Origin of the sequence: Rahnella sp. BCC 1045, from assembly GCF_019049615.1 — a bacterium.
Taxonomy (GTDB): domain Bacteria; phylum Pseudomonadota; class Gammaproteobacteria; order Enterobacterales; family Enterobacteriaceae; genus Rahnella; species Rahnella contaminans.
Map to the genome: position 1 here is coordinate 27,916 of NZ_JAFMOZ010000119.1, position 18,238 is coordinate 46,153.

The window sequence follows — 18,238 nt, forward strand, 5'->3', positions numbered from 1 at the left end:
TGGCCAATACCCCACGGCCATCTGGCAGATTTTTTCATCGTTTCCCGGGTGCTAGTTTTTTTAATTTCCATCCATGCTGTCCCAAAGCGAAAGGAAATAAAAAAATGCCGATTACCCGTACTCAGGGGACTGCATTCCCCCATATTTATCTGCCAAATAATGCTCAGAAACAGTCCGCCTGCAACGTGATTGCCCTGTTGCAATATGCCGGTCTCTGGCGGGCTGCGGGGCAACGTCGAACCACGGTGTCATGCGTGTCGATATGCAGGGGCATATTCCGGGTTCCGTTCCGTAATGGCTTCTGAGATGTTTTTTTAACGCCCCTGTCGCTTTTCGCAGAGGCGCTTTTGTGTCTGATTATCAGCAAATAAATGGTTGCCGCGCACAACAGCCCACACCGGAAACGACTAGACTCCCTGTTTTCCTCATCATCATTTCACTGAGAGATTACATGGAATTAATCAGAAAACCGCTCGCGCTGGTGCTCGCCCTGTTGCTGTCACCCGTCTGCGTAAACGCCACCACCCTGCTGAACTACACCGATCATGAACCGCTGGGTGGCACGCGCACCCGCTTCATCAATGACGTTTTCTTCCCGGCGATTGAAAAAGAATCACAGGGTCGTCTGAAAATTAACGCGCACTGGGGCAGCGAACGGGCGACCGGTTATAACGCGCTGAGCGTAATCAGTGAGGGTTCAGCAGCGGATATGGGCACCGTTGTGCCGGAATACGCGGCCAAAGATCTGCCGCTGCATCAGATTTTTAAAAGCTTTCCCGCCGGGCCGACCGGTGACCGACAGATTGCATTCTTCCGCCGCGTTTACGCCGAAATTCCGGCTTTTCCTGCCGAGTTACATCACGAAAACGTCGTGAACATTTTCTTCGGCACCGGTTATCCGGTGGCGTTTTTCAGCACGCATCCGCTGAAAAATCTGCAAGATATCCGGGGCACGACGTGGCGTTCAGCGAGTTTCTGGCATCAGGATTTTCTGCGAAATGCGGGCGCGAAGCCAGTCACGATGCCGTGGGGCCCGGAAACGGTGAAAGCGTTTCAGACCGGCGCGCTGGACGGCATTATGGTCAACGTGGACAGCGGTTATGACCTGAAAATTCAGAAAATGGCACCGGAGGTTTTAGTCTCGCGCGAGCTGTGGCTCGGCCACGTTTATCTGCTGGTGATGAATGAAAAGGTCTGGAACGGGCTGGCGAAAGCCGATCAGGATGCCATTCACCGCGCCGCAGAAACTGCCTACAAAACTGCCGGTCAGGTGATGGACAAAGGCTATATAAACCAGCTGGATGCGCTGCGCAAAGACGGCGCAAACGTCCGCGAACTTCAGCACAGCGAAGTGGAACACTGGCAAACGGTGAGCCGTTATCCGGAGATTCAGGCCGCGTGGGCAAAAGAGCAAACCGCAGCAGGCGTGACACAGGCGGCTCCGGTGCTGGAAAAAGTCCGCGCAATTTTGGCAGATGAGATGAAGTAATTAAATCGCTCCGGCAGAGGTGACCACCTTTGCCGGAACCCGTTTGTTCGCCCTTCCCCGCAAACCGCTATTTGTCACACTTTCGGTTTTTTACTTTCATAACTGAACCCACCTGTACATTTTCTTGACAGGAGAATTGTCTTACTTCATAAATGTACCGTACTGTACGGTTTAATAAAAAAGTAAACCGACATCCCGCTGCATTTTTTCATAAGAAGGTAAGACGTATGTCTGCGTTAACAAACAGCTATCCGCTGGCAGCTTTGATTTCTTTAGGTTTATTAACGGGGTGCGCGAGTACCCAGCCTGTGCCCTACACCGGGGTCACTTCTTCTTCCCGGATGAAACCTGACACGCAGGATGAATCCGGGCATATCGCTTTCAGCTACAACACGCCGGTCGACTGGAATAAATATTCCCGCGCCATTGTGGATCCGGTGGTGATTTATCAGGGAGCAGATGCCCAGTTTGATGACGTTTCTCCTGAACAAAAACAAGAACTGGCGGCGCATATGCAGCAGGTCTTCGGCAAAAGCGTGGCGGAACGGTTCCCGCTGACCAACGCCATCACACCGGGAACCTTGCGCATTCGCCTGACGCTGACCGGCGCGGAAACCAGTACGCCGTTTGTCGGCACGTTCACACGCTTTGACCTGATGGGCGGGCCGTACAACATCGTGCAGTCAATCCGCGGCAAACAAGGGTCGTTTACCGGCTCGGTGAGTTATGCGGTGGAAATCTACGATGCGCCGACCAATCAGTTGCTCAAATCCTATATTTCCCGCCAGTACCCGAACTCGCTGAACATCGGGGCGACTTTTGGCGCGCTGAGTGCGGCAGAAACCGGGCTGGAGAAAGGGGCGGATCAGTTGCAGGAACAGCTGAAATAACCGGCTGAATCAGAAAGGGCTCATGATGAAAATCTATCCGCAGCACATCATCTGCAAACACTGCGACAGCCTGTATACCCGAAAATCCGTGCGGCCCGGCGAGGCCGCATACTGCCCGCGCTGCCGGGCGGTGTTGTATCGGGGAAGCTGGCTGAGTCTGGAACAATGGTTCGCGCTCACCCTCACGGCGGCGCTGTTTTTTATCATCGCCAATGTTTTTCCGGTGCTGGAAATCGGCTTCCACGGCCAGTCGCAGGCGGCCACGCTATGGCAAACCGCGATGGCGCTGGCCCACAGCTATGCGTCGCCGCTGGCGATCCCGGTGGCGTTGCTGATGATTGTCTGCCCGTGTTTGCAAATTTTGCTGCTCGGCTGGGTGTTATTTCACGCGTGCAGGAAAAAAGCCGCGCCCGGTTTTGCCTCCGCCATGCGTTTGCTCGCCGGGCTGGCACCGTGGAGCATGGCGGAAGTCGCGCTGCTGAGCATTCTGATTGCCGCTATCAAACTCTCCGGCCTGGTTGAAATCACCACCGGCCCCGGCACCTGGGCATTGCTCGGTTTATGTCTGTTGTTACCCGTGATCAATCATCAGGATTTCCAGCCGTTATGGACACTCAAAACTCTCCGCGGCTACCGCCCGTGATGCCCGTACAGGCGTTACCGCAGGGGCTCGTCCGCTGCCACGTTTGCGGGCTGGTCTGCGAGCATATTTCCGGCGTTCATCGTTTGCCGTGCCCGCGCTGTCATGCTGCGCTGCACCCGCGCCAGCCCGACAGCCGCAGCCAGTCATGGGCGTTTTTGCTGACCGCCCTGCTGTTGTATTTACCCGCCAATTTACTGCCGGTGATGTACAGCTCATTGGCCGGTCACGGCGGTGAAAATACCATTCCGGGCGGAATTGCAGAATTCTGGGCGTCCGGTTCATACGGCGTCGCCACCGTCATTTTTATCGCCAGCGTGGTCGTGCCCTGCGCCAAATTCCTGATCCTCGGCGGGCTGTTGCTTGCCGCCGGAAAAGGCCAGGCCAGGAGCCGCGTTCGCCGCACACGGATGTACCGCCTGACGGAATATATCGGTTACTGGTCGATGCTCGACGTCATGGTCGTGGCACTGGTCGCCGCACTGGTGCAGTTCCCCGGTTTCAGCAGTGCGGAACCGCGCATCGGCATTGTCTTTTTTGGTGCCGTGGTGATTTTTACCCTGCTTGCCGCCATGAAGTTCGACCCGCGTTTGATTTGGGAAAATAACAAGAATGAGTGAACACGTTTCTCCGGCACCTGAAATCACGCCGCGCCGCTGGCGTCCGTCGCTGGTCTGGCTGGTACCTGCCGCCGCTGCGGTAATCGGGCTGTTTTTGTTTTTTCAGATGTGGGCCTCCGCCGGGCCGGAGATTTCGATCACGTTCCAGACCGCAAGCGGATTACAGGCCGGAAAAACCGAGGTGAAATACAAAGACGTCACCGTCGGATTGGTGAAATCCATCACGCTGAGCCCGGACAGCCAGCGCGTACTCGTGACAGTGTCACTGATGAAGAGTGCCGAAAACCTGGCGAAATCCGATACCCGCTTCTGGGTGGTGCGTCCGCGCGTCGGTATGGGCGGCGTTTCGGGCATCGACACGCTGCTTTCCGGCGCGTATATCAGCCTGGATACCGGCACATCCGGCAGAACCGGTTCAGTTTTTCAGGGGCTGGAATCGCCACCGGCGGTCATCAACGGTATGCCCGGCAGGCAGTTTGAAGTGGTTGCGGGCGATCTCGGTTCGCTGGATATCGGTTCCGCCGTCTATTACCGCCGCGTGCCCGTGGGCCGGGTGTCGTCCTACGCGCTGCGCCCTGACGGCAAAGGCGTCAGCCTTAACGTCTTTATCGACGCACCCTATGACCGTTTCGTCACCTCTGCCACGCGGTTCTGGAATGCCAGCGGGCTGGATTTATCGCTCGATTCCGAAGGGTTACAGCTGAAAACGCAGACTATAGCGTCGGTTATTGCCGGCGGCATTGCCTTTGCTAATCCACCAGACGCCGCTCCCGCCGCCACACCTTCCCCCGATCACAGCGTTTTTACGCTGGCCGACGATCAGGCGTCCGCTATGGCACCGCAGGACGGCACGCCGCAAATCCTTCAGCTGCGTTTCCAGCAATCGTTACGCGGAATGAAAACCGGCGCGCCGGTGGAATTCTCCAGCGTAAAACTCGGTAAAGTGACCGCCATCGATCTGGATTACGAGCCAGCCGGTTCACGGTTTATTTCGGTGGTGACGATTGAGGTATACCCGAACCGGCTCGGTCAGGTGCTGGAGAAACTGCCCAAGCCAGAAAAAGATGCCCGGAAACAGGCCGCCGTTTTCCTGCGGGATATGGTCAGACACGGCCTTCGCGCACAGGCGCGCACCGGGAATTTACTGACCGGCCAGCTGTATATTTCGCTCGATTTTATTCCGAACGCCGCGCCAGTTTCTTACGATATCAATGCGCGGCCGCTGCGCATTCCGACGCTGAATGGCGGATTTGATCACCTTCAGGAACAGCTCGCCACGCTCATCGGCAAGGTATCGAAAATGCCCATTGAGTCGATTGGCAATAATCTCAACGCCACGCTGGGCAATCTCAACCAGACGCTGATTCAGGTGAACAGCCAGGTTCTGCCGCAAACCACGCAAACGCTCAGCACGATGAATCAGACCCTGACCCGCGCCCAGTTATTGCTGGCGGAGGATTCGCCGCTGCTGCAAACGCTGGCTGAATTCCAGCGCACGCTGTATTCGCTGCGCACCCTGACCGGCCTGTTAACGCGCCAGCCGCAGGCGCTGCTGACCGGCAGACAGAATGACAAAAAGGAACAGCCATGAAACTTGCCCGAACTGCTTACGCGACGCTTACCCTGCTGGTTTTAACCGGCTGTGCGTCTTCTGCACCGCACTATTACACGCTGACCACTCCCGCCGGTCCCGCCCCCGCGGATGCCAGCGCTGCGCCTTTTGTCATCCACGTGAAACCGGTGAACGTGGCGGAGCGGCTCAATCAGCCGCAGCTGATGGTCCATCAGCGCAACGGCGAACTGCTGATGTCGGATAATGCACTCTGGGCCGCGCCGCTGCCCGAGGAAATTCGGGCGGCGCTGACCGCCCGGCTTGAGCGTTCGCTGAAGACGACGGACATCCGCAGTCTGATGCCACCGGCGGGCAAACCGGTGATCGGTATCCGCGTGTCGGTGGAACAGTTTGATGTCTGGCAAGGTGATAAAGCGACGATAGCCGCCACCTGGCAGCTGGATCCCGGACAAGACAGCGGGCAACTCATTTGCCAGACACAACATCAGCGCGCCATAAATGGCGGCACGCAGGAGCAGGTGATGATCCGGCAGAAGCTGGTGCAGGACGTGGCGGATGACATCGCTTTCTCCGTGCTTCAGCGCCGCTGCGGCTGACTTTTTCGCAATGCTTACAGTGCAAAACCGGCCTGAGTCACATTATTTTTCAACATTCTCTAAATCAATAAGTTAGCAATATTGAATAACGTTAAGTTTTGTCAATACGAGGAGAACCGTCGTGAAAATCCGACTTGAAAAATCAGTTAAAACATAAACTTAACGCAATCCATACACTACCTTTTGCCCCAAGAACTATCTTGACCCTAAAACTGCACAAGATATATCTTGAGACCATCCGGTTCATGGCAGAAGGCACAACCGATGACAAACTCAGGGCCCGCCGCCCGCCGCAAAAGCAAGCTGTTCACGCGTCAGGAACTGACGTTATTTGTGCTGCATCTTATTCAGATCAACCCGGCGCACGGTTATGAAATCATTAAAACCATCGAAGGCTATTCGATGGGCGCGTACATCCCCAGCCCCGGCGTGATTTACCCCATTTTAACGCTGATTGTCGAAGAGGGTTTCGCCACCGCCACCGACATTGAAGGCGGTAAAAAGCAGTTCACCATGACGCCTGACGGTTCGGCATTTCTGGCGCTCAAACGTAAAGAAATTCGCGTTATTGAAGAAAAAATGAAAACGCTGGTGATTAAAAACAATCCCCCGCCTGCGCCTGAACTGATTTATGCCATAGAGAATTTAAAAATCACGGTACGGGCTAAATCGTATAACGGAGAAGTCACACCGGAGAAATACGCTCAAATAATTGAATACGTCAATGAGGCGACACGAAAGATCAACGAACTTTAAACTTTCCTGACCTTATTTAAATAAACCCGACGTTATCCCCGCTGCTTTATTCCAATAAGCCGCGAGGGATCCCTTTTGCCTTCTTTATTTCGTTATTATTTACGGACACCAAAATGCCATCCAGATTTTTACCATTATTCATTATCCTGGGGCTGAGCGGCTGTGATAATTCGCAGACCGTTCAGCAATCTGCTCCTCCCGTCGACGTCGGCGTTGTCACGCTGAAAGCACAATCTTTTAATCTGGTCAGCGAATTAACCGGGCGCACCACTGCCACGTTAACCGCCGATGTGCGTCCGCAGGTCGGCGGTATTATTCAGAAACGCTTATTCACCGAAGGCGACATGGTCAAAGCCGGTCAGGCGTTATACCAGATTGATCCGTCGTCCTATAAAGCCACCTACGATCAGGCCGCCGCTGCGCTGAAAAGTGCCAAAGCGCTGGTGATTTCCGATTGCCAGAAAGCCAAACGCTACGCCGTGCTGGTGAAGGAGCAGGGCGTGTCGCAGCAGGACGCCGAAGACGCGCAGTCAGCCTGTGCGGAAGATCGCGCCAGCGTTGATGAAAAAGCGGCGGCGCTGGAAACGGCAAAAATTAATCTCGACTGGACGCGCGTGACATCACCGATTGCGGGCCGGATTGGCATTTCATCCGTCACGCCCGGCGCGCTGGTCTCTGCGGCGCAGGACACCGCGCTGGCCACCGTCCGTAATCTCGACTCCATGTATGTGGATCTCACCCGTTCCAGCGCAGATTTACTCAGCCTGCGCAAACGCGCGCTGGCGACCAACAGTGACACCTTAAACGTGACGCTGACGCTGGAAGACGGTTCGGTGTATCCCGAAAAAGGCCGTCTGGAGCTGACCGAAGTGGCTGTCGATGAAGCCACCGGCTCCGTGACGCTGCGCGCCGTGTTCCCCAACCCGAAACACGTTTTGCTGCCGGGGATGTTTATCCGCGCTGACGTCGATGAAGGCGTGGTCGAAAACGCCATTCTCGCACCGCAACAGGGCATCACCCGCGATGCAAAAGGCGATGCCACCGCACGGGTCGTCACCGCAGAAAACAAAGTCGAGCAACGTGATGTCGTGACCGGCGACGCCAGCGGCACAAACTGGCTGATCCTTAAAGGCTTACAGGCAGGCGACCGCGTGCTGGTGGAAGGCAGCGACAAAGTTTCAACCGGCGACACCGTCAAACCGGTGGAAGTAAATAACGACGCCACCGCAGCCCAAAGCACAGAAGGAGCCGCCTGATGTTTTCCCGCTTCTTCGTACGTCGCCCGGTTTTTGCCTGGGTGATTTCCATTTTGATCATGATGGCCGGGGTCATGGCGATCCGCACGCTGCCGGTCGCGCAGTACCCGGACGTCGCGCCGCCTTCCGTTAAAATCCAGGCGACGTATTCCGGCGCATCCGCAGAAACGCTGGAAAACAGCGTCACGCAGGTCATCGAACAGCAGCTGACCGGCCTGGATAATCTGCTCTATTTCAGCTCCAGCAGCAGTTCTGACGGCTCCGTGGATATCACGGTGACGTTCAAACAGGGCACCAACGCGGATACCGCGCAGGTTCAGGTGCAGAACAAAGTGCAGCAGGCCGAATCGCGCCTGCCGACGGAAGTGCAGACCGCAGGCGTGACCGTCACAAAATCGCAGTCCAACTTCCTGCTGATCATGGCGGTGTATGACAAAACCGACAAAGCCACCAGCTCGGACATCGCCGACTGGCTGGTGAGTAACATGCAGGATCCGCTGGCGCGCGTCAGCGGCGTTGGCAGTTTGCAGGTGTTCGGGGCGGAATACGCCATGCGCATCTGGATGGACCCGACCAAACTGGCGGCTTACGACCTGATGCCCTCAGACGTTCAGACTGCGATTGAAGCGCAAAACGTACAGATTTCTGCCGGTAAAATCGGCGGTTTGCCGTCTTCAAGTACTCAGCAACTGACTGCCACCGTGCGTGCGCAGTCGCGCCTGCAAACGCCGGAACAGTTCCGCAATATCATCGTGAAAGGCAATACCGGCGGCGCGATTGTCCGCATCAGCGACGTCGCGCGCGTTGAAATGGGCAGTGAAGATTACACCGCAACCTCTCAGCTGAACGGCCATCCTGCCGCAGGCATGGCAGTCATGTTGTCGCCGGGTGCCAATGCGCTCGACACCGCCACGCTGGTGAAAAATACCCTCAGCGAATACCAGCGCAGCATGCCGAAGGGCTATGACATCGCGTATCCGAAAGACAGCACCGAATTCATTAAAGTGTCGGTGCAGGACGTGATTAAAACGCTGGTCGAAGCCATCCTGCTGGTGATCGTGGTGATGTATTTGTTTATGCAGAATCTGCGCGCCACGCTCATTCCTGCGCTGGCGGTGCCGGTGGTGTTGCTCGGGACGTTCGGCGTTCTGGCGTTATTCGGCTATTCGATCAACACCCTGACGCTGTTTGCGATGGTGCTCGCGATCGGTTTGCTGGTGGATGACGCCATTGTGGTGGTGGAAAACGTCGAGCGGATCATGCGCGACGAAGGGCTTTCTGCCCGCGATGCCACCGAGAAATCGATGGGTGAAATCTCCGGCGCGCTGGTGGCGATTGCTTTGGTGCTCTCCGCCGTTTTCCTGCCGATGGCCTTTTTCGGCGGCTCAACCGGCGTGATTTACCGCCAGTTCTCGGTCACGATTATCTCCGCGATGGCGCTTTCTGTTGTGGTCGCGCTGACCCTGACACCCGCGCTGTGCGGCGCTTTCCTGCGCCATAAACCGCAATCGACCACCGGTTTCTTTGGCGGCTTCAACCGCCTGTATTCCCGCACTGAGCATCGCTATGAAAATGGCGTCACGCACGTTCAGCGTCGCCCGGTCGCGATGGTGTTGATTTACGGTGCGATGGCGGCGCTGATGGGCTTGCTGATGTGGCAACTGCCGACCAGCTTCCTGCCGTCCGAAGATCAGGGCGAGATTATGGTGCAGTACACCCTGCCGGCAGGCGCTACAGCGAACCGCACCGAAGCGGTGAACTCCCGCGTCACCCAGTGGTTTATGGATAAAGAAAAAGACAACACTAACGTCATTTTCACCATCACCGGCTTTAACTTCAGCGGCAGCGGCCAGAACGCCGGGATGGCCTTCGTCTCCCTTAAAAACTGGGACGACCGCCCCGGCACGGCCAACACCGCGCAGTCTGTCGCCGGACGCGCCATGAAAGATCTCGCGGTGATCCGCGATGCAAAAGTCATTGCCATGACACCGCCGTCGGTGGACGGTCTGGGGCAAAGCAACGGTTTCACCTTCGAGCTGATGTCAGCTGGCGGCACCAGCCGCGCAGAACTGATGAAACTGCGGACAGAACTGCTGGCAATGGCGGCGAAGAGCCCCGAGCTGCAATCGGTCCGCGCCAATGATTTACCGCAGATGCCACAGCTTCAGGTGGATATCGACAACAACAAAGCCGTGGCGCTGGGATTAACACTGAGTGACGTCACTGATACGCTGAGCAGCGCGTGGGGCGGAACCTATGTCAATGATTTCATTGACCGTGGCCGCGTAAAAGAAGTGTACATTCAGGGCGACAGCCAGTTCCGTTCCAAACCGGCTGACCTGAACAAATGGTTTGTCCGCAGCAGCGACGGCACCAGCATGACGCCGTTCTCCGCGTTCGCCACCACGCACTGGACGTATGGCCCGGAGAGTCTGGCGCGCTACAACGGTTCAACCTCCTATGAGATTCAGGGTGAAAACACCGGCGGCTACAGCTCCGGCGCGGCCATGGCAAAAATGGAAGCGCTGGCAGATAAACTCCCGGCCGGTTCCACCTGGGCCTGGAGCGGATTGTCATTGCAGGAAAAGCTGGCCAGCGGGCAGGCGCTGAGCCTCTACGGCATCTCGATTCTGGTGGTGTTTCTTTGCCTCGCCGCGCTGTACGAAAGCTGGTCTGTCCCCTTCTCCGTCATTCTGGTGATCCCGCTCGGTCTGCTTGGGGCATCCCTTGCCGCCGAACTTCGCGGCCTGAATAACGACGTCTATTTCCAGGTCGCGTTGCTGACTACCATCGGGCTCTCGTCGAAAAACGCCATCCTGATCGTTGAATTCGCCGAGGCGGCGCTCAAACAGGGCAGCACGTTAACGGCGGCGGCGCTCTCTGCGGCGCGAACCCGCCTGCGCCCTATTCTGATGACGTCACTGGCCTTTATCGCCGGGGTCATGCCGCTGGCGGTTGCCACCGGTGCGGGGGCTAACAGCCGTATCGCCATTGGTACCGGCATTATCGGCGGCACCGTGACCGCCACATTACTGGCTATTTTCTTTGTTCCGCTGTTCTTCGTTCTGGTGAAAAAAGTCTTCACCGGCCACAAAGACGCGCAGGAGTAAGCATGATGTTTCGTCTGAGTATTATTTCATTATCGTTCCTGCTGGCCGGTTGTCTTTCATTGGATCCGCACTACCAGCGCCCTGCCGCGCCGGTGCCTGCCGTCTGGCCTGCGCAGGGAACGCAGCCTGCCGCCACAACCGTGCTCACCGGCTGGCAACACATCATGACCGATTCGCGCCTCAATGCGGTGGTCGCAAAGGCGCTGACCAGTAACCGCGATATGCAGGAAGCGATTGCTGATATCGAAGCGGCAAAAGCGCTTTACGGGGAGCAGCGCGCGAGCCTGTTCCCGACGGTGGATGCGGAACTGACGCAAACCCGCAGCCGCACGCAGGATGCGGGGGTTTCCGGCACCGCCACCGCCGACGGCGCGGTGAGCAGTTTTGAGATTGATTTATTTGGCCGCAACCGCAGCCTGAGCACGGCGGCGAAAGAAACCTGGCTGGCCAGTGAGTCCACCGCGCAGAACACCCGTCTGACGCTGATTGCCGAAACCAGCACCGCGTGGGTCACGCTGGCGGCGGATAACAGCAACCTGAAACTGGCGCAGGACACGCAAAAAAGCGCGGCGGATTCACTGCGTATCACCCGGTTGCGCCAGAAAGAAGGCGTGGCTTCCGGGCCGGATGTCAGCGAATCCATGGCGGTGTACCAGTCCGCCCGCGCCAGCGTCGCCAGCTATCAGACACTGGTTGCGCAGGACATCAACGCCCTGAACCTGCTGGTGGGGGAAACTGTGCCGCAAAACCTGCTGCCGGGCACGCTGGAAGACCTGTCGCCGGAGGCCATCGCGCTGGTGCCCGCCGGTGTTTCATCCTCCGTATTACTGCGACGCCCGGACGTGCAGGAAGCCGAACATAACCTCAAAAGCGCCAACGCGGATATCGGCGCCGCGCGGGCAAACTTCTTCCCGACGCTGTCACTCACCGCCAGCGCAGGCGTCGGCAGCAGTTCGCTGTCGAACCTGTTCAGCCACGGCGCTAACGTCTGGTCATTCGCTCCAGGCCTGACGCTGCCGCTGTTCACCGGCGGCAGCAATACCGCGCAACTGCGGTACGCCGAAGCCGAGAAAAAAGGCCTGATCGCTGCGTATGAAAAATCCATTCAGAGCGCGTTCAAGGACGTTGCTAACGCCCTTGCCCGTCGCGCAACGCTCAGCGAACAACTGGATGCACAGCAGCAATACGTCGCCGCGTCGCAACGCAGTTATGACCTGGCGCGCCGCAGTTATGAAACCGGTGCAGGCGATTACCTGACCGTACTGACCGACCAGCGCTCGCTGTGGTCTGCACAGGCAGATCTGATTGCCTTACAGCAGACCGATTTTGAAAACCGTATCACGCTGTGGCAGTCGCTCGGTGGTGGGGTGAAATAACGCGAAGAGTTTAAAGAGAGATAAAATGAATACCGCAGGGATGCGGTATTTTTTTGATTGAATCACAGAGTAGAAATAAAAAATCCCGATATTTTAAATAAAAAAAGAGGCCGTACAGGGACGGCCTCAAAGAAGGAAGAACTCCAACAATATTATAATGGCATGATGTTTTACCATAAATGGTTGCTCAATAAACATCATGCACACATTATAATTGAATCAGTATCAGTTTCTATCCTCATTGCGTCTGTATAAAGTAATAACTTTGTAAGTCGCTAATATTATCACCAGGTTTTACCAATATTAAACTGGAACTGTTCTGCGCTGTCACCCTCATATTTAACCAGTGGTTGCGCATACGAGAATACCAGCGGCCCTAAAGGCGATTGCCATTGCAATGAAATACCGCTGGAAACACGAATATGTGTCGGATCGCTGTAATCCGGAATACCTGCGGCTTCCGTCGCTGCCGTATTTTGCCATTTCGTATCCCACACCGTACCGGAATCCACAAAGAACGATGTGCGCACGGAACTGGCGTATTTCTCACTGATAAACGGCGTCGGCACGTACAGTTCTGCGCTGGCGATCGCCATCGCATTTCCGCCCACGGCGTCGCTGGATTTTTCCACCGGACAGGTAGAATACGACGTATCCGTGGTCGCACATTTGTAATACGCCGCTTTCGGGCCGATGGTGTTGGACGAGAACCCGCGCACCGAACTGGAGCCACCCGCGTAGAAGTTATCGTAGAACGGCACGTCGTTACCGCCCAGTCCGGCGGCATAACCGGCTTTCGCGCGGCCCATCAGCACCCAGTCGGATTTGTCGCTCAGCGGAATGTAGTGGTTGGCATCAAACGTAATTTTGTAATAACTGTCGTCCGAGCCCGGTGTCGTGACTTTTGCGCTTAAGCTGGCGCGCGTGCCTGATGACGGGAAGAAGCCACGGTTGAGATCGTTATACGCCCAGCCGACGCTGGCAAAAAAGTCGTTGGTGCGCAGTTCCGCCGTGCTGTTGCCGGAGGTCACCACGCCCGGCTGCACGCCGCTGGCGTTCAGATAGCGCCACACTGCCACCTGCGGTTCCATGTCGCTAAGCGTGCTGTGCACATAATCCAGCCCAAGATTCAGCGTATTGTCTTCACTGACCGGCAGGCCAAGATTAACGCCGGTGCCGTAGCTTTGCAGGTTGTACGCCGCCAGATCGTTATCTTCGGCGTCGTAGTGGTTGTAGAAGACTTTGCCGCCCAGACTGACGCCGTCAACCGTGTAATACGGGTTGGTCGCCGAGATTTCGACATACGTCTGGTAGGAGTTTCGCGTGCCGCTAAAACTGACCGTGTTACCGCTGCCGAGCCAGTTATCCTGCGTCACGCCAAGCTGATAGCTGATGCCGCTGTCCGTGCCGTAACCCACACCGACGTTGAATGTGCCGGTGTTACGCTCTTTGACTTTGTACACCACGTCAACCTGATCGGTGGAACCCGGCACCGGCTGCGTATCGACATCTACAGTCTCGAAATAGCCGGTCCGGTTCAGGCGGTCTTTGCCTTTTTGCACCAGATCGTTACCCAGCCACGCGCCTTCCATCTGGCGCATTTCGCGTCGCAGCACTTCGTCTTTCGACGTGTCGTTCCCTTCAAAACGGATCCGGCGCACCGAATAACGATTTCCGGTATCCACGTTAATATGCAGTCTGACGGTTTTACCGGCGTCATTAATCTCGCTCTGCGTGGTGACGTGCGGATAAGCGTATCCGTAGCGTCCCAGCATATTTTTAATATCTCCTTCGATTTTGGTGACTTTCGCGCCGTTATATAATTCACCCGCAGGAATAGCGGTCAGCGCTTCAACCTCAGCCGAATGTCCGGCCATCGAACCGGTCAGTGTGACGCCGGAAACTTTATATTGCGCACCTTCGGTAATATTGACCGTAATATAAATGCCTTTCTTATCCGGCGTTAGGCTGACCTGCGTGGAATCCACATTAAAACGCGCGTAACCCCGGTCGAGATAAAAACTGCGCAGGGTTTCGAGATCGCCGGACAGCTTTTGTTTTTCATATTTCTTATCGCCGATCACGTTCCACCACGGAACTTCATCACGCAGCTGGAAGTGCGCGATCAGGTCGTCATTGGTGAAGGCTTTGTTGCCCACGATATTGATTTGCTGAATTCTTGCCGATACCCCTTCGGTGAAGACCAGCTTCACATCCACGCGGTTACGCGGCAGCGGCGTCACCACCGCTTTCACACTGGCGCCGTATTTGCCGACGCTGTAATAGAAATCTTCCAGACCGTGTTCAATCGAGGAAATGGTGGTGCGATCCAGTGCATCGCCGACGCGAACCCCGGAAGCCTCGAGGTTTTGTTTCAGCATATCGTCTTTGATGGCTTTGTTACCGGAGAAAGTAATGCTGGCGATCGTCGGCCTTTCTTTTACCTGAACAATCAGCGTGTTGCCCTCTTCCAGTACTTTCACATCGTCAAAATTTCCGGTCGCAAACAGCGAACGGATCGTCTGGCTGATATCGTCATCCGATACCGTGTCTCCCACCCTCACGGGGATACTCAGCAACGCAGCACCGACGGTCACGCGCTGCAAACCTTCGACGTGAATGTCTTTTACGACAAAACCGTCAGCCGCAAAAGCCGCCGTGCTGCTCAACAGCAGCGACGCTAAGAGTAATTTTTTCATTGTCATGTGATCCGTGCACGCCGTTTTTCAACTCACCGAATTTCCTGAAAACAAAAAAGTTTTGCTTTCAGAAGAAATAACCTCGCTAACAGACTGTGGGAAATATCCGAGGTTCATCGGGGACGTTTTGATTTTCGGAAAACGTGGGATTCTGTTACGTATTACTTACGTTATTTTCGCGAGGCGTACAGGAGGAGTTTTAATATTGATAATAAAAATCCCCTGTCCCTGCGCAGGCAACAGATCTAAAAAAACTCACAAAACCTTTTGCATCAAATTGACACATTTTGTTATGTTATCACATATCAAAAATACCACCGCGATGCACAGGTTGAAGGGAATGACTGCTGACAGGGCAAAAAATGTCGAACCGGTTCTTGAGGTTAAGGGGCTGACGCTGGAAATTGCCGGAGAACAGCGTGTCACGGATTTATGCTTTTCGGTAAGCGCGGGCGAGCGGGTTTGCCTGCTCGGCGCTTCCGGCTCGGGAAAATCGCTGACCGCGAAAACCATCACCGGCACGCCGCCTGCGGGCGCAAAGCTCAGCGGCAGCATTCGCGTAAACGGCATTGAAGTCTGTGGTAAACATCCAGTGACGCGTGGCGCGCAAAGCCGCGTGGCGACGGTATTTCAGGATCCCTCCACCGCGCTCAATCCCCTGATGACGCTCGGCAAACAGCTGAATCTCGCCCTGCCTGCGGCCAGCGCTGATGAACTCGCCAAAATGCTTGAACGGGTCGGGCTGGGTGAAATCCCAAACTTTACCGCACGGTATCCGGCAGAGCTTTCCGGCGGCCAGCGGCAGCGCTTGTGTATCGCGCTGGCAATGCAGTCATCTTCCGCGTTACTGGTGGCCGATGAACCCACCACCGCGCTTGACGTGCTCACACAGCAACAAGTTTTGCAGGTGATGCGTGATGCCTGTGAAAATGCGCCACAACCGCGCGCGCTGTTGTTTATCACGCATGACATCGCCGTTGCCGCGCAACTTTGCGGACGGGCGCTGGTGATGGAAAACGGAAGTCTGGTGGAATCCGCCCCGATGGCGCAGCTGCTGAATAATCCGCAACACGCCTACACCAGACGGCTGGTCGCGGCGGCAAAACACTGCGCGGCGCTGCACCGGAATGCCTCCACGTTAAGCGCGGTGGCCATCGGATGAATCCTTCACTGCAACTCGTCACCGAACCGTTTTTGCATCTTCACAACGTCAGCCGGAAACTGGCCGTTCCGGGCTTTTTCTGGCAGAAAAAACGAGAATCTGCGCCGCTGTTTTCACACTTATCCTTACGTATTGGCCGCCACGAGCGCGTCGGGCTGGTGGGCGCTTCCGGCTGCGGAAAATCCTCACTCCTGAGAATTGTGCTGGCGATGGACGCGCCGGACTCCGGCGATGTGTTTTGCGACGGAAAACCTGTCCGTCCCGGCTCTGCCCGTTCGCTGCGGGAATACCGTCAGCGGGTGCAATACATTCCGCAGGATCCGGCCGGTTCACTGCCGCCCAGCCAGAATGTCGGTCAGATTATCGCCGAACCGCTGAAACGTCTGGGTTTTCAGGGAGAGATAAAAACCCGCGTGACACAGGTGATGGCGCAGGCCGGCCTGCCGGAAATGCTGATGCATCGCGCGGCGGGTGCGCTGTCCGGCGGTCAGGCACAGCGCGTGGCGATTGCCCGCGCACTGGCGATCCGCCCGGAATTTCTGATTGCCGATGAGCCGGTCAGCGGGCTGGATTTACCGCTGCGTGAGCAAATCAAACAGCTTTTACAACAGGTCACGCAGCAAAACGGCATGGGGCTGCTGATGGTGACGCACGATATTTCGATGGTGGCCGGGCTGTGCGAACGTCTGCTGATCATGCACGATGGCGAAATTATCGAAGACAGCCCGACGCAGGACGCGCTGCTTGCTCCGCGCCACCCGCATACCCGCCAGCTGCTGGCGGCTGTTCCTCATTTACCTTTGATCGTTAACGGATAACCCGATGTTCACCCGCTCTCAAACCCGCTCGTCTGCGCCCTGGCCTCCGCTGCTGCTGGGCAGCAATCTGGTCTTTAACATCGGTTTTTACGCCGTGGTGCCGTTTCTCGCCCTGTTTCTGCGCGATGACATGCTGCTTTCCGGCTGGGCGATCGGGCTGGTGCTCGGCCTGCGCACCTTCTCGCAGCAGGGGATGTTTTTGCTCGGCGGCGCGTTATCCGACCGCTTCGGTGCCCGGGTGGTTATCCTCTGCGGCTGCGTGGTGCGCATCGCCGGATACCTTTTGCTCGGGCTTTCCGACACGCTGACGCCGGTGATACTCGGTGCCTGCCTGACCGGCATCGGCGGCGCGCTGTTTTCGCCATCGATTGAAGCCCTGCTGGCGCAGGCAGGAACACACAGCGAGAAAGCCGGTAAACGCAGCCGCGCCGAATGGTTTGCGCTGTCAGCCGTTTGTGCGGAACTCGGCGCAGTGCTCGGGCCGCTGCTCGGTTCACTGCTTTCCGGCTATGGCTTTCAGCCGGTGGCGCTGGCCGGTTCCGGCTTATTTATGGTTGCGCTGGTGGTGCTGTTTTTCACCCTGCCCGCCGCGCCGAAACGCACCGCCGGGCTGAAAATTGTGCCCTGGTGGGAGACCTTCCGTCAGCCGCGTTTTGTGGCATTTATCGTGGCCTACAGCGCGTATCTGTTCAGCTACAACCAGCTGTATCTGGCGCTGCCGGTGGAACTGCGTCGCTCCGGCGGCGGCGAGCAAGATCTCGGGCCGCTGTTTGTGCTGGCATCGGTTCTGGTGATCGTACTGCAAATGCCGCTGGCGCGGTTTTCCCGCCGAATGGGCGCGCAGATCATTTTGCCTGCCGGTTTTCTTCTGCTTTCTTCCGCCTTCGCCGCCGTGGCGATGTTTGCCTGGACGGTGCCGCCGGAAGGCTGGCTGCGTCTGCTGCCGTCGGTCTTGCTGATCACGTTGCTGACCATCGGGCAGATGCTGATTGTGCCGGTGGGCATGGATTTAATTCCGCGTTTTGCCGGGCAGCACAATCTTGGCGCGCATTACGGGGCGCTCTCTTCGATGGGCGGCATCGCGGTACTGGCGGGAAATTTCCTGCTCGGCGGATTGCTCGATGACGCACTGGTGCCGTCGCCCGGCGCGGTGATCCCCTGGCTGGCGCTGGCCGCCGTTCCGTTTTTAAGCGCGCTGGCAATGTGGAAAATCTGCCGCCAGCTGCCTCCTCCTGCAATCTGACAAGGAACTT

The 18,238-nt window shown here is 56.7% G+C and carries 14 protein-coding genes; 13 read left to right on the forward strand and 1 reads right to left on the reverse strand.

Annotated features, from left to right (window positions below; genetic code table 11):
* Window positions 1–451: 451 nt before the first annotated feature.
* The 10 genes from dctP (at window position 452) to J1782_RS09475 (ending at window position 12,306) form a co-directional block, all read left to right on the forward strand.
* The gene (gene dctP / locus J1782_RS09430; protein ID WP_152326621.1) at window positions 452–1,489 is read left to right on the forward strand and encodes a TRAP transporter substrate-binding protein DctP; all 1,038 of its coding nucleotides are present in this window, start codon (window positions 452–454) and stop codon (window positions 1,487–1,489) included.
* A gap of 227 nt (window positions 1,490–1,716) precedes the next feature.
* On the forward strand, window positions 1,717–2,379 hold the full coding sequence (locus J1782_RS09435) for a DUF3313 domain-containing protein (RefSeq protein WP_217153013.1): 663 nt from the start codon (window positions 1,717–1,719) through the stop codon (window positions 2,377–2,379).
* A 22-nt stretch (window positions 2,380–2,401) separates the two neighbouring features.
* Window positions 2,402–3,022, forward strand: a complete 621-nt coding sequence (locus tag J1782_RS09440; RefSeq protein WP_338105857.1) for a paraquat-inducible protein A — start codon at window positions 2,402–2,404, stop codon at window positions 3,020–3,022.
* Window positions 2,986–3,639 carry a paraquat-inducible protein A gene (locus tag J1782_RS09445; protein ID WP_371819757.1) on the forward strand — a complete coding sequence of 218 codons (654 nt, stop codon included), beginning with the start codon at window positions 2,986–2,988 and terminating at the stop codon, window positions 3,637–3,639. The genes J1782_RS09440 and J1782_RS09445 overlap by 37 nt, the downstream gene beginning before the upstream one ends.
* The gene (locus J1782_RS09450) at window positions 3,632–5,230 is read left to right on the forward strand and encodes an intermembrane transport protein PqiB (RefSeq protein WP_217153014.1); all 1,599 of its coding nucleotides are present in this window, start codon (window positions 3,632–3,634) and stop codon (window positions 5,228–5,230) included. The genes J1782_RS09445 and J1782_RS09450 overlap by 8 nt, the downstream gene beginning before the upstream one ends.
* Window positions 5,227–5,808, forward strand: coding sequence for a membrane integrity-associated transporter subunit PqiC (locus J1782_RS09455; protein WP_217153015.1), 582 nt, complete (start codon window positions 5,227–5,229; stop codon window positions 5,806–5,808). The genes J1782_RS09450 and J1782_RS09455 overlap by 4 nt, the downstream gene beginning before the upstream one ends.
* A gap of 264 nt (window positions 5,809–6,072) precedes the next feature.
* Window positions 6,073–6,564: a PadR family transcriptional regulator gene (locus tag J1782_RS09460; protein ID WP_152326626.1), complete on the forward strand. Its 492-nt coding sequence runs from the start codon at window positions 6,073–6,075 to the stop codon at window positions 6,562–6,564.
* Between the two features lie 113 nt (window positions 6,565–6,677).
* Window positions 6,678–7,820, forward strand: a complete 1,143-nt coding sequence (locus tag J1782_RS09465) for an efflux RND transporter periplasmic adaptor subunit (RefSeq protein WP_217153016.1) — start codon at window positions 6,678–6,680, stop codon at window positions 7,818–7,820.
* Window positions 7,820–10,930, forward strand: coding sequence for an efflux RND transporter permease subunit (locus tag J1782_RS09470; protein WP_165060066.1), 3,111 nt, complete (start codon window positions 7,820–7,822; stop codon window positions 10,928–10,930). The genes J1782_RS09465 and J1782_RS09470 overlap by 1 nt, the downstream gene beginning before the upstream one ends.
* Before the next feature lie 5 nt (window positions 10,931–10,935).
* Window positions 10,936–12,306: an efflux transporter outer membrane subunit gene (locus tag J1782_RS09475; protein ID WP_165060554.1), complete on the forward strand. Its 1,371-nt coding sequence runs from the start codon at window positions 10,936–10,938 to the stop codon at window positions 12,304–12,306.
* A gap of 284 nt (window positions 12,307–12,590) precedes the next feature.
* Here J1782_RS09475 and bamA read toward each other — a convergent pair whose 3' ends face one another.
* Window positions 12,591–15,011, reverse strand: coding sequence for an outer membrane protein assembly factor BamA (gene bamA / locus J1782_RS09480; protein WP_217153017.1), 2,421 nt, complete (start codon window positions 15,009–15,011; stop codon window positions 12,591–12,593).
* Between the two features lie 334 nt (window positions 15,012–15,345).
* On the opposite strand from bamA, the gene J1782_RS09485 reads away from it, so the two are divergent.
* From J1782_RS09485 to J1782_RS09495, 3 genes are read left to right on the forward strand one after another with little or no spacing between them, the layout of a single operon-like run.
* Window positions 15,346–16,167, forward strand: a complete 822-nt coding sequence (locus J1782_RS09485; protein WP_217153018.1) for an ATP-binding cassette domain-containing protein — start codon at window positions 15,346–15,348, stop codon at window positions 16,165–16,167.
* On the forward strand, window positions 16,164–16,985 hold the full coding sequence (locus tag J1782_RS09490) for an ABC transporter ATP-binding protein (RefSeq protein WP_217153019.1): 822 nt from the start codon (window positions 16,164–16,166) through the stop codon (window positions 16,983–16,985). The genes J1782_RS09485 and J1782_RS09490 overlap by 4 nt, the downstream gene beginning before the upstream one ends.
* Before the next feature lie 4 nt (window positions 16,986–16,989).
* Entirely contained in the window at window positions 16,990–18,228 is a 1,239-nt protein-coding gene (locus J1782_RS09495; RefSeq protein WP_217153020.1) for an MFS transporter, read from the forward strand.
* The last annotated feature ends 10 nt before the right edge of the window (window positions 18,229–18,238 follow it).

Excerpts from the sequence above, each read along its gene's own strand:
- J1782_RS09485 (WP_217153018.1), top strand. The coding sequence starts at position 15,346 with ATGACTGCTGACAGGGCAAAAAATGTCGAACCGGTTCTTGAGGTTAAG.
- J1782_RS09475 (WP_165060554.1), top strand. The coding sequence starts at position 10,936 with ATGTTTCGTCTGAGTATTATTTCATTATCGTTCCTGCTGGCCGGTTGT.
- J1782_RS09450 (WP_217153014.1), top strand. The coding sequence starts at position 3,632 with ATGAGTGAACACGTTTCTCCGGCACCTGAAATCACGCCGCGCCGCTGG.
- J1782_RS09460 (WP_152326626.1), top strand. The coding sequence starts at position 6,073 with ATGACAAACTCAGGGCCCGCCGCCCGCCGCAAAAGCAAGCTGTTCACG.
- J1782_RS09495 (WP_217153020.1), top strand. The coding sequence starts at position 16,990 with ATGTTCACCCGCTCTCAAACCCGCTCGTCTGCGCCCTGGCCTCCGCTG.
- J1782_RS09445 (WP_371819757.1), top strand. The coding sequence starts at position 2,986 with ATGGACACTCAAAACTCTCCGCGGCTACCGCCCGTGATGCCCGTACAG.
- dctP (WP_152326621.1), top strand. The coding sequence starts at position 452 with ATGGAATTAATCAGAAAACCGCTCGCGCTGGTGCTCGCCCTGTTGCTG.
- J1782_RS09470 (WP_165060066.1), top strand. The coding sequence starts at position 7,820 with ATGTTTTCCCGCTTCTTCGTACGTCGCCCGGTTTTTGCCTGGGTGATT.
- J1782_RS09455 (WP_217153015.1), top strand. The coding sequence starts at position 5,227 with ATGAAACTTGCCCGAACTGCTTACGCGACGCTTACCCTGCTGGTTTTA.
- J1782_RS09465 (WP_217153016.1), top strand. The coding sequence starts at position 6,678 with ATGCCATCCAGATTTTTACCATTATTCATTATCCTGGGGCTGAGCGGC.
- bamA (WP_217153017.1), bottom strand. The coding sequence starts at position 15,011 with ATGACAATGAAAAAATTACTCTTAGCGTCGCTGCTGTTGAGCAGCACG.
- J1782_RS09490 (WP_217153019.1), top strand. The coding sequence starts at position 16,164 with ATGAATCCTTCACTGCAACTCGTCACCGAACCGTTTTTGCATCTTCAC.
- J1782_RS09435 (WP_217153013.1), top strand. The coding sequence starts at position 1,717 with ATGTCTGCGTTAACAAACAGCTATCCGCTGGCAGCTTTGATTTCTTTA.
- J1782_RS09440 (WP_338105857.1), top strand. The coding sequence starts at position 2,402 with ATGATGAAAATCTATCCGCAGCACATCATCTGCAAACACTGCGACAGC.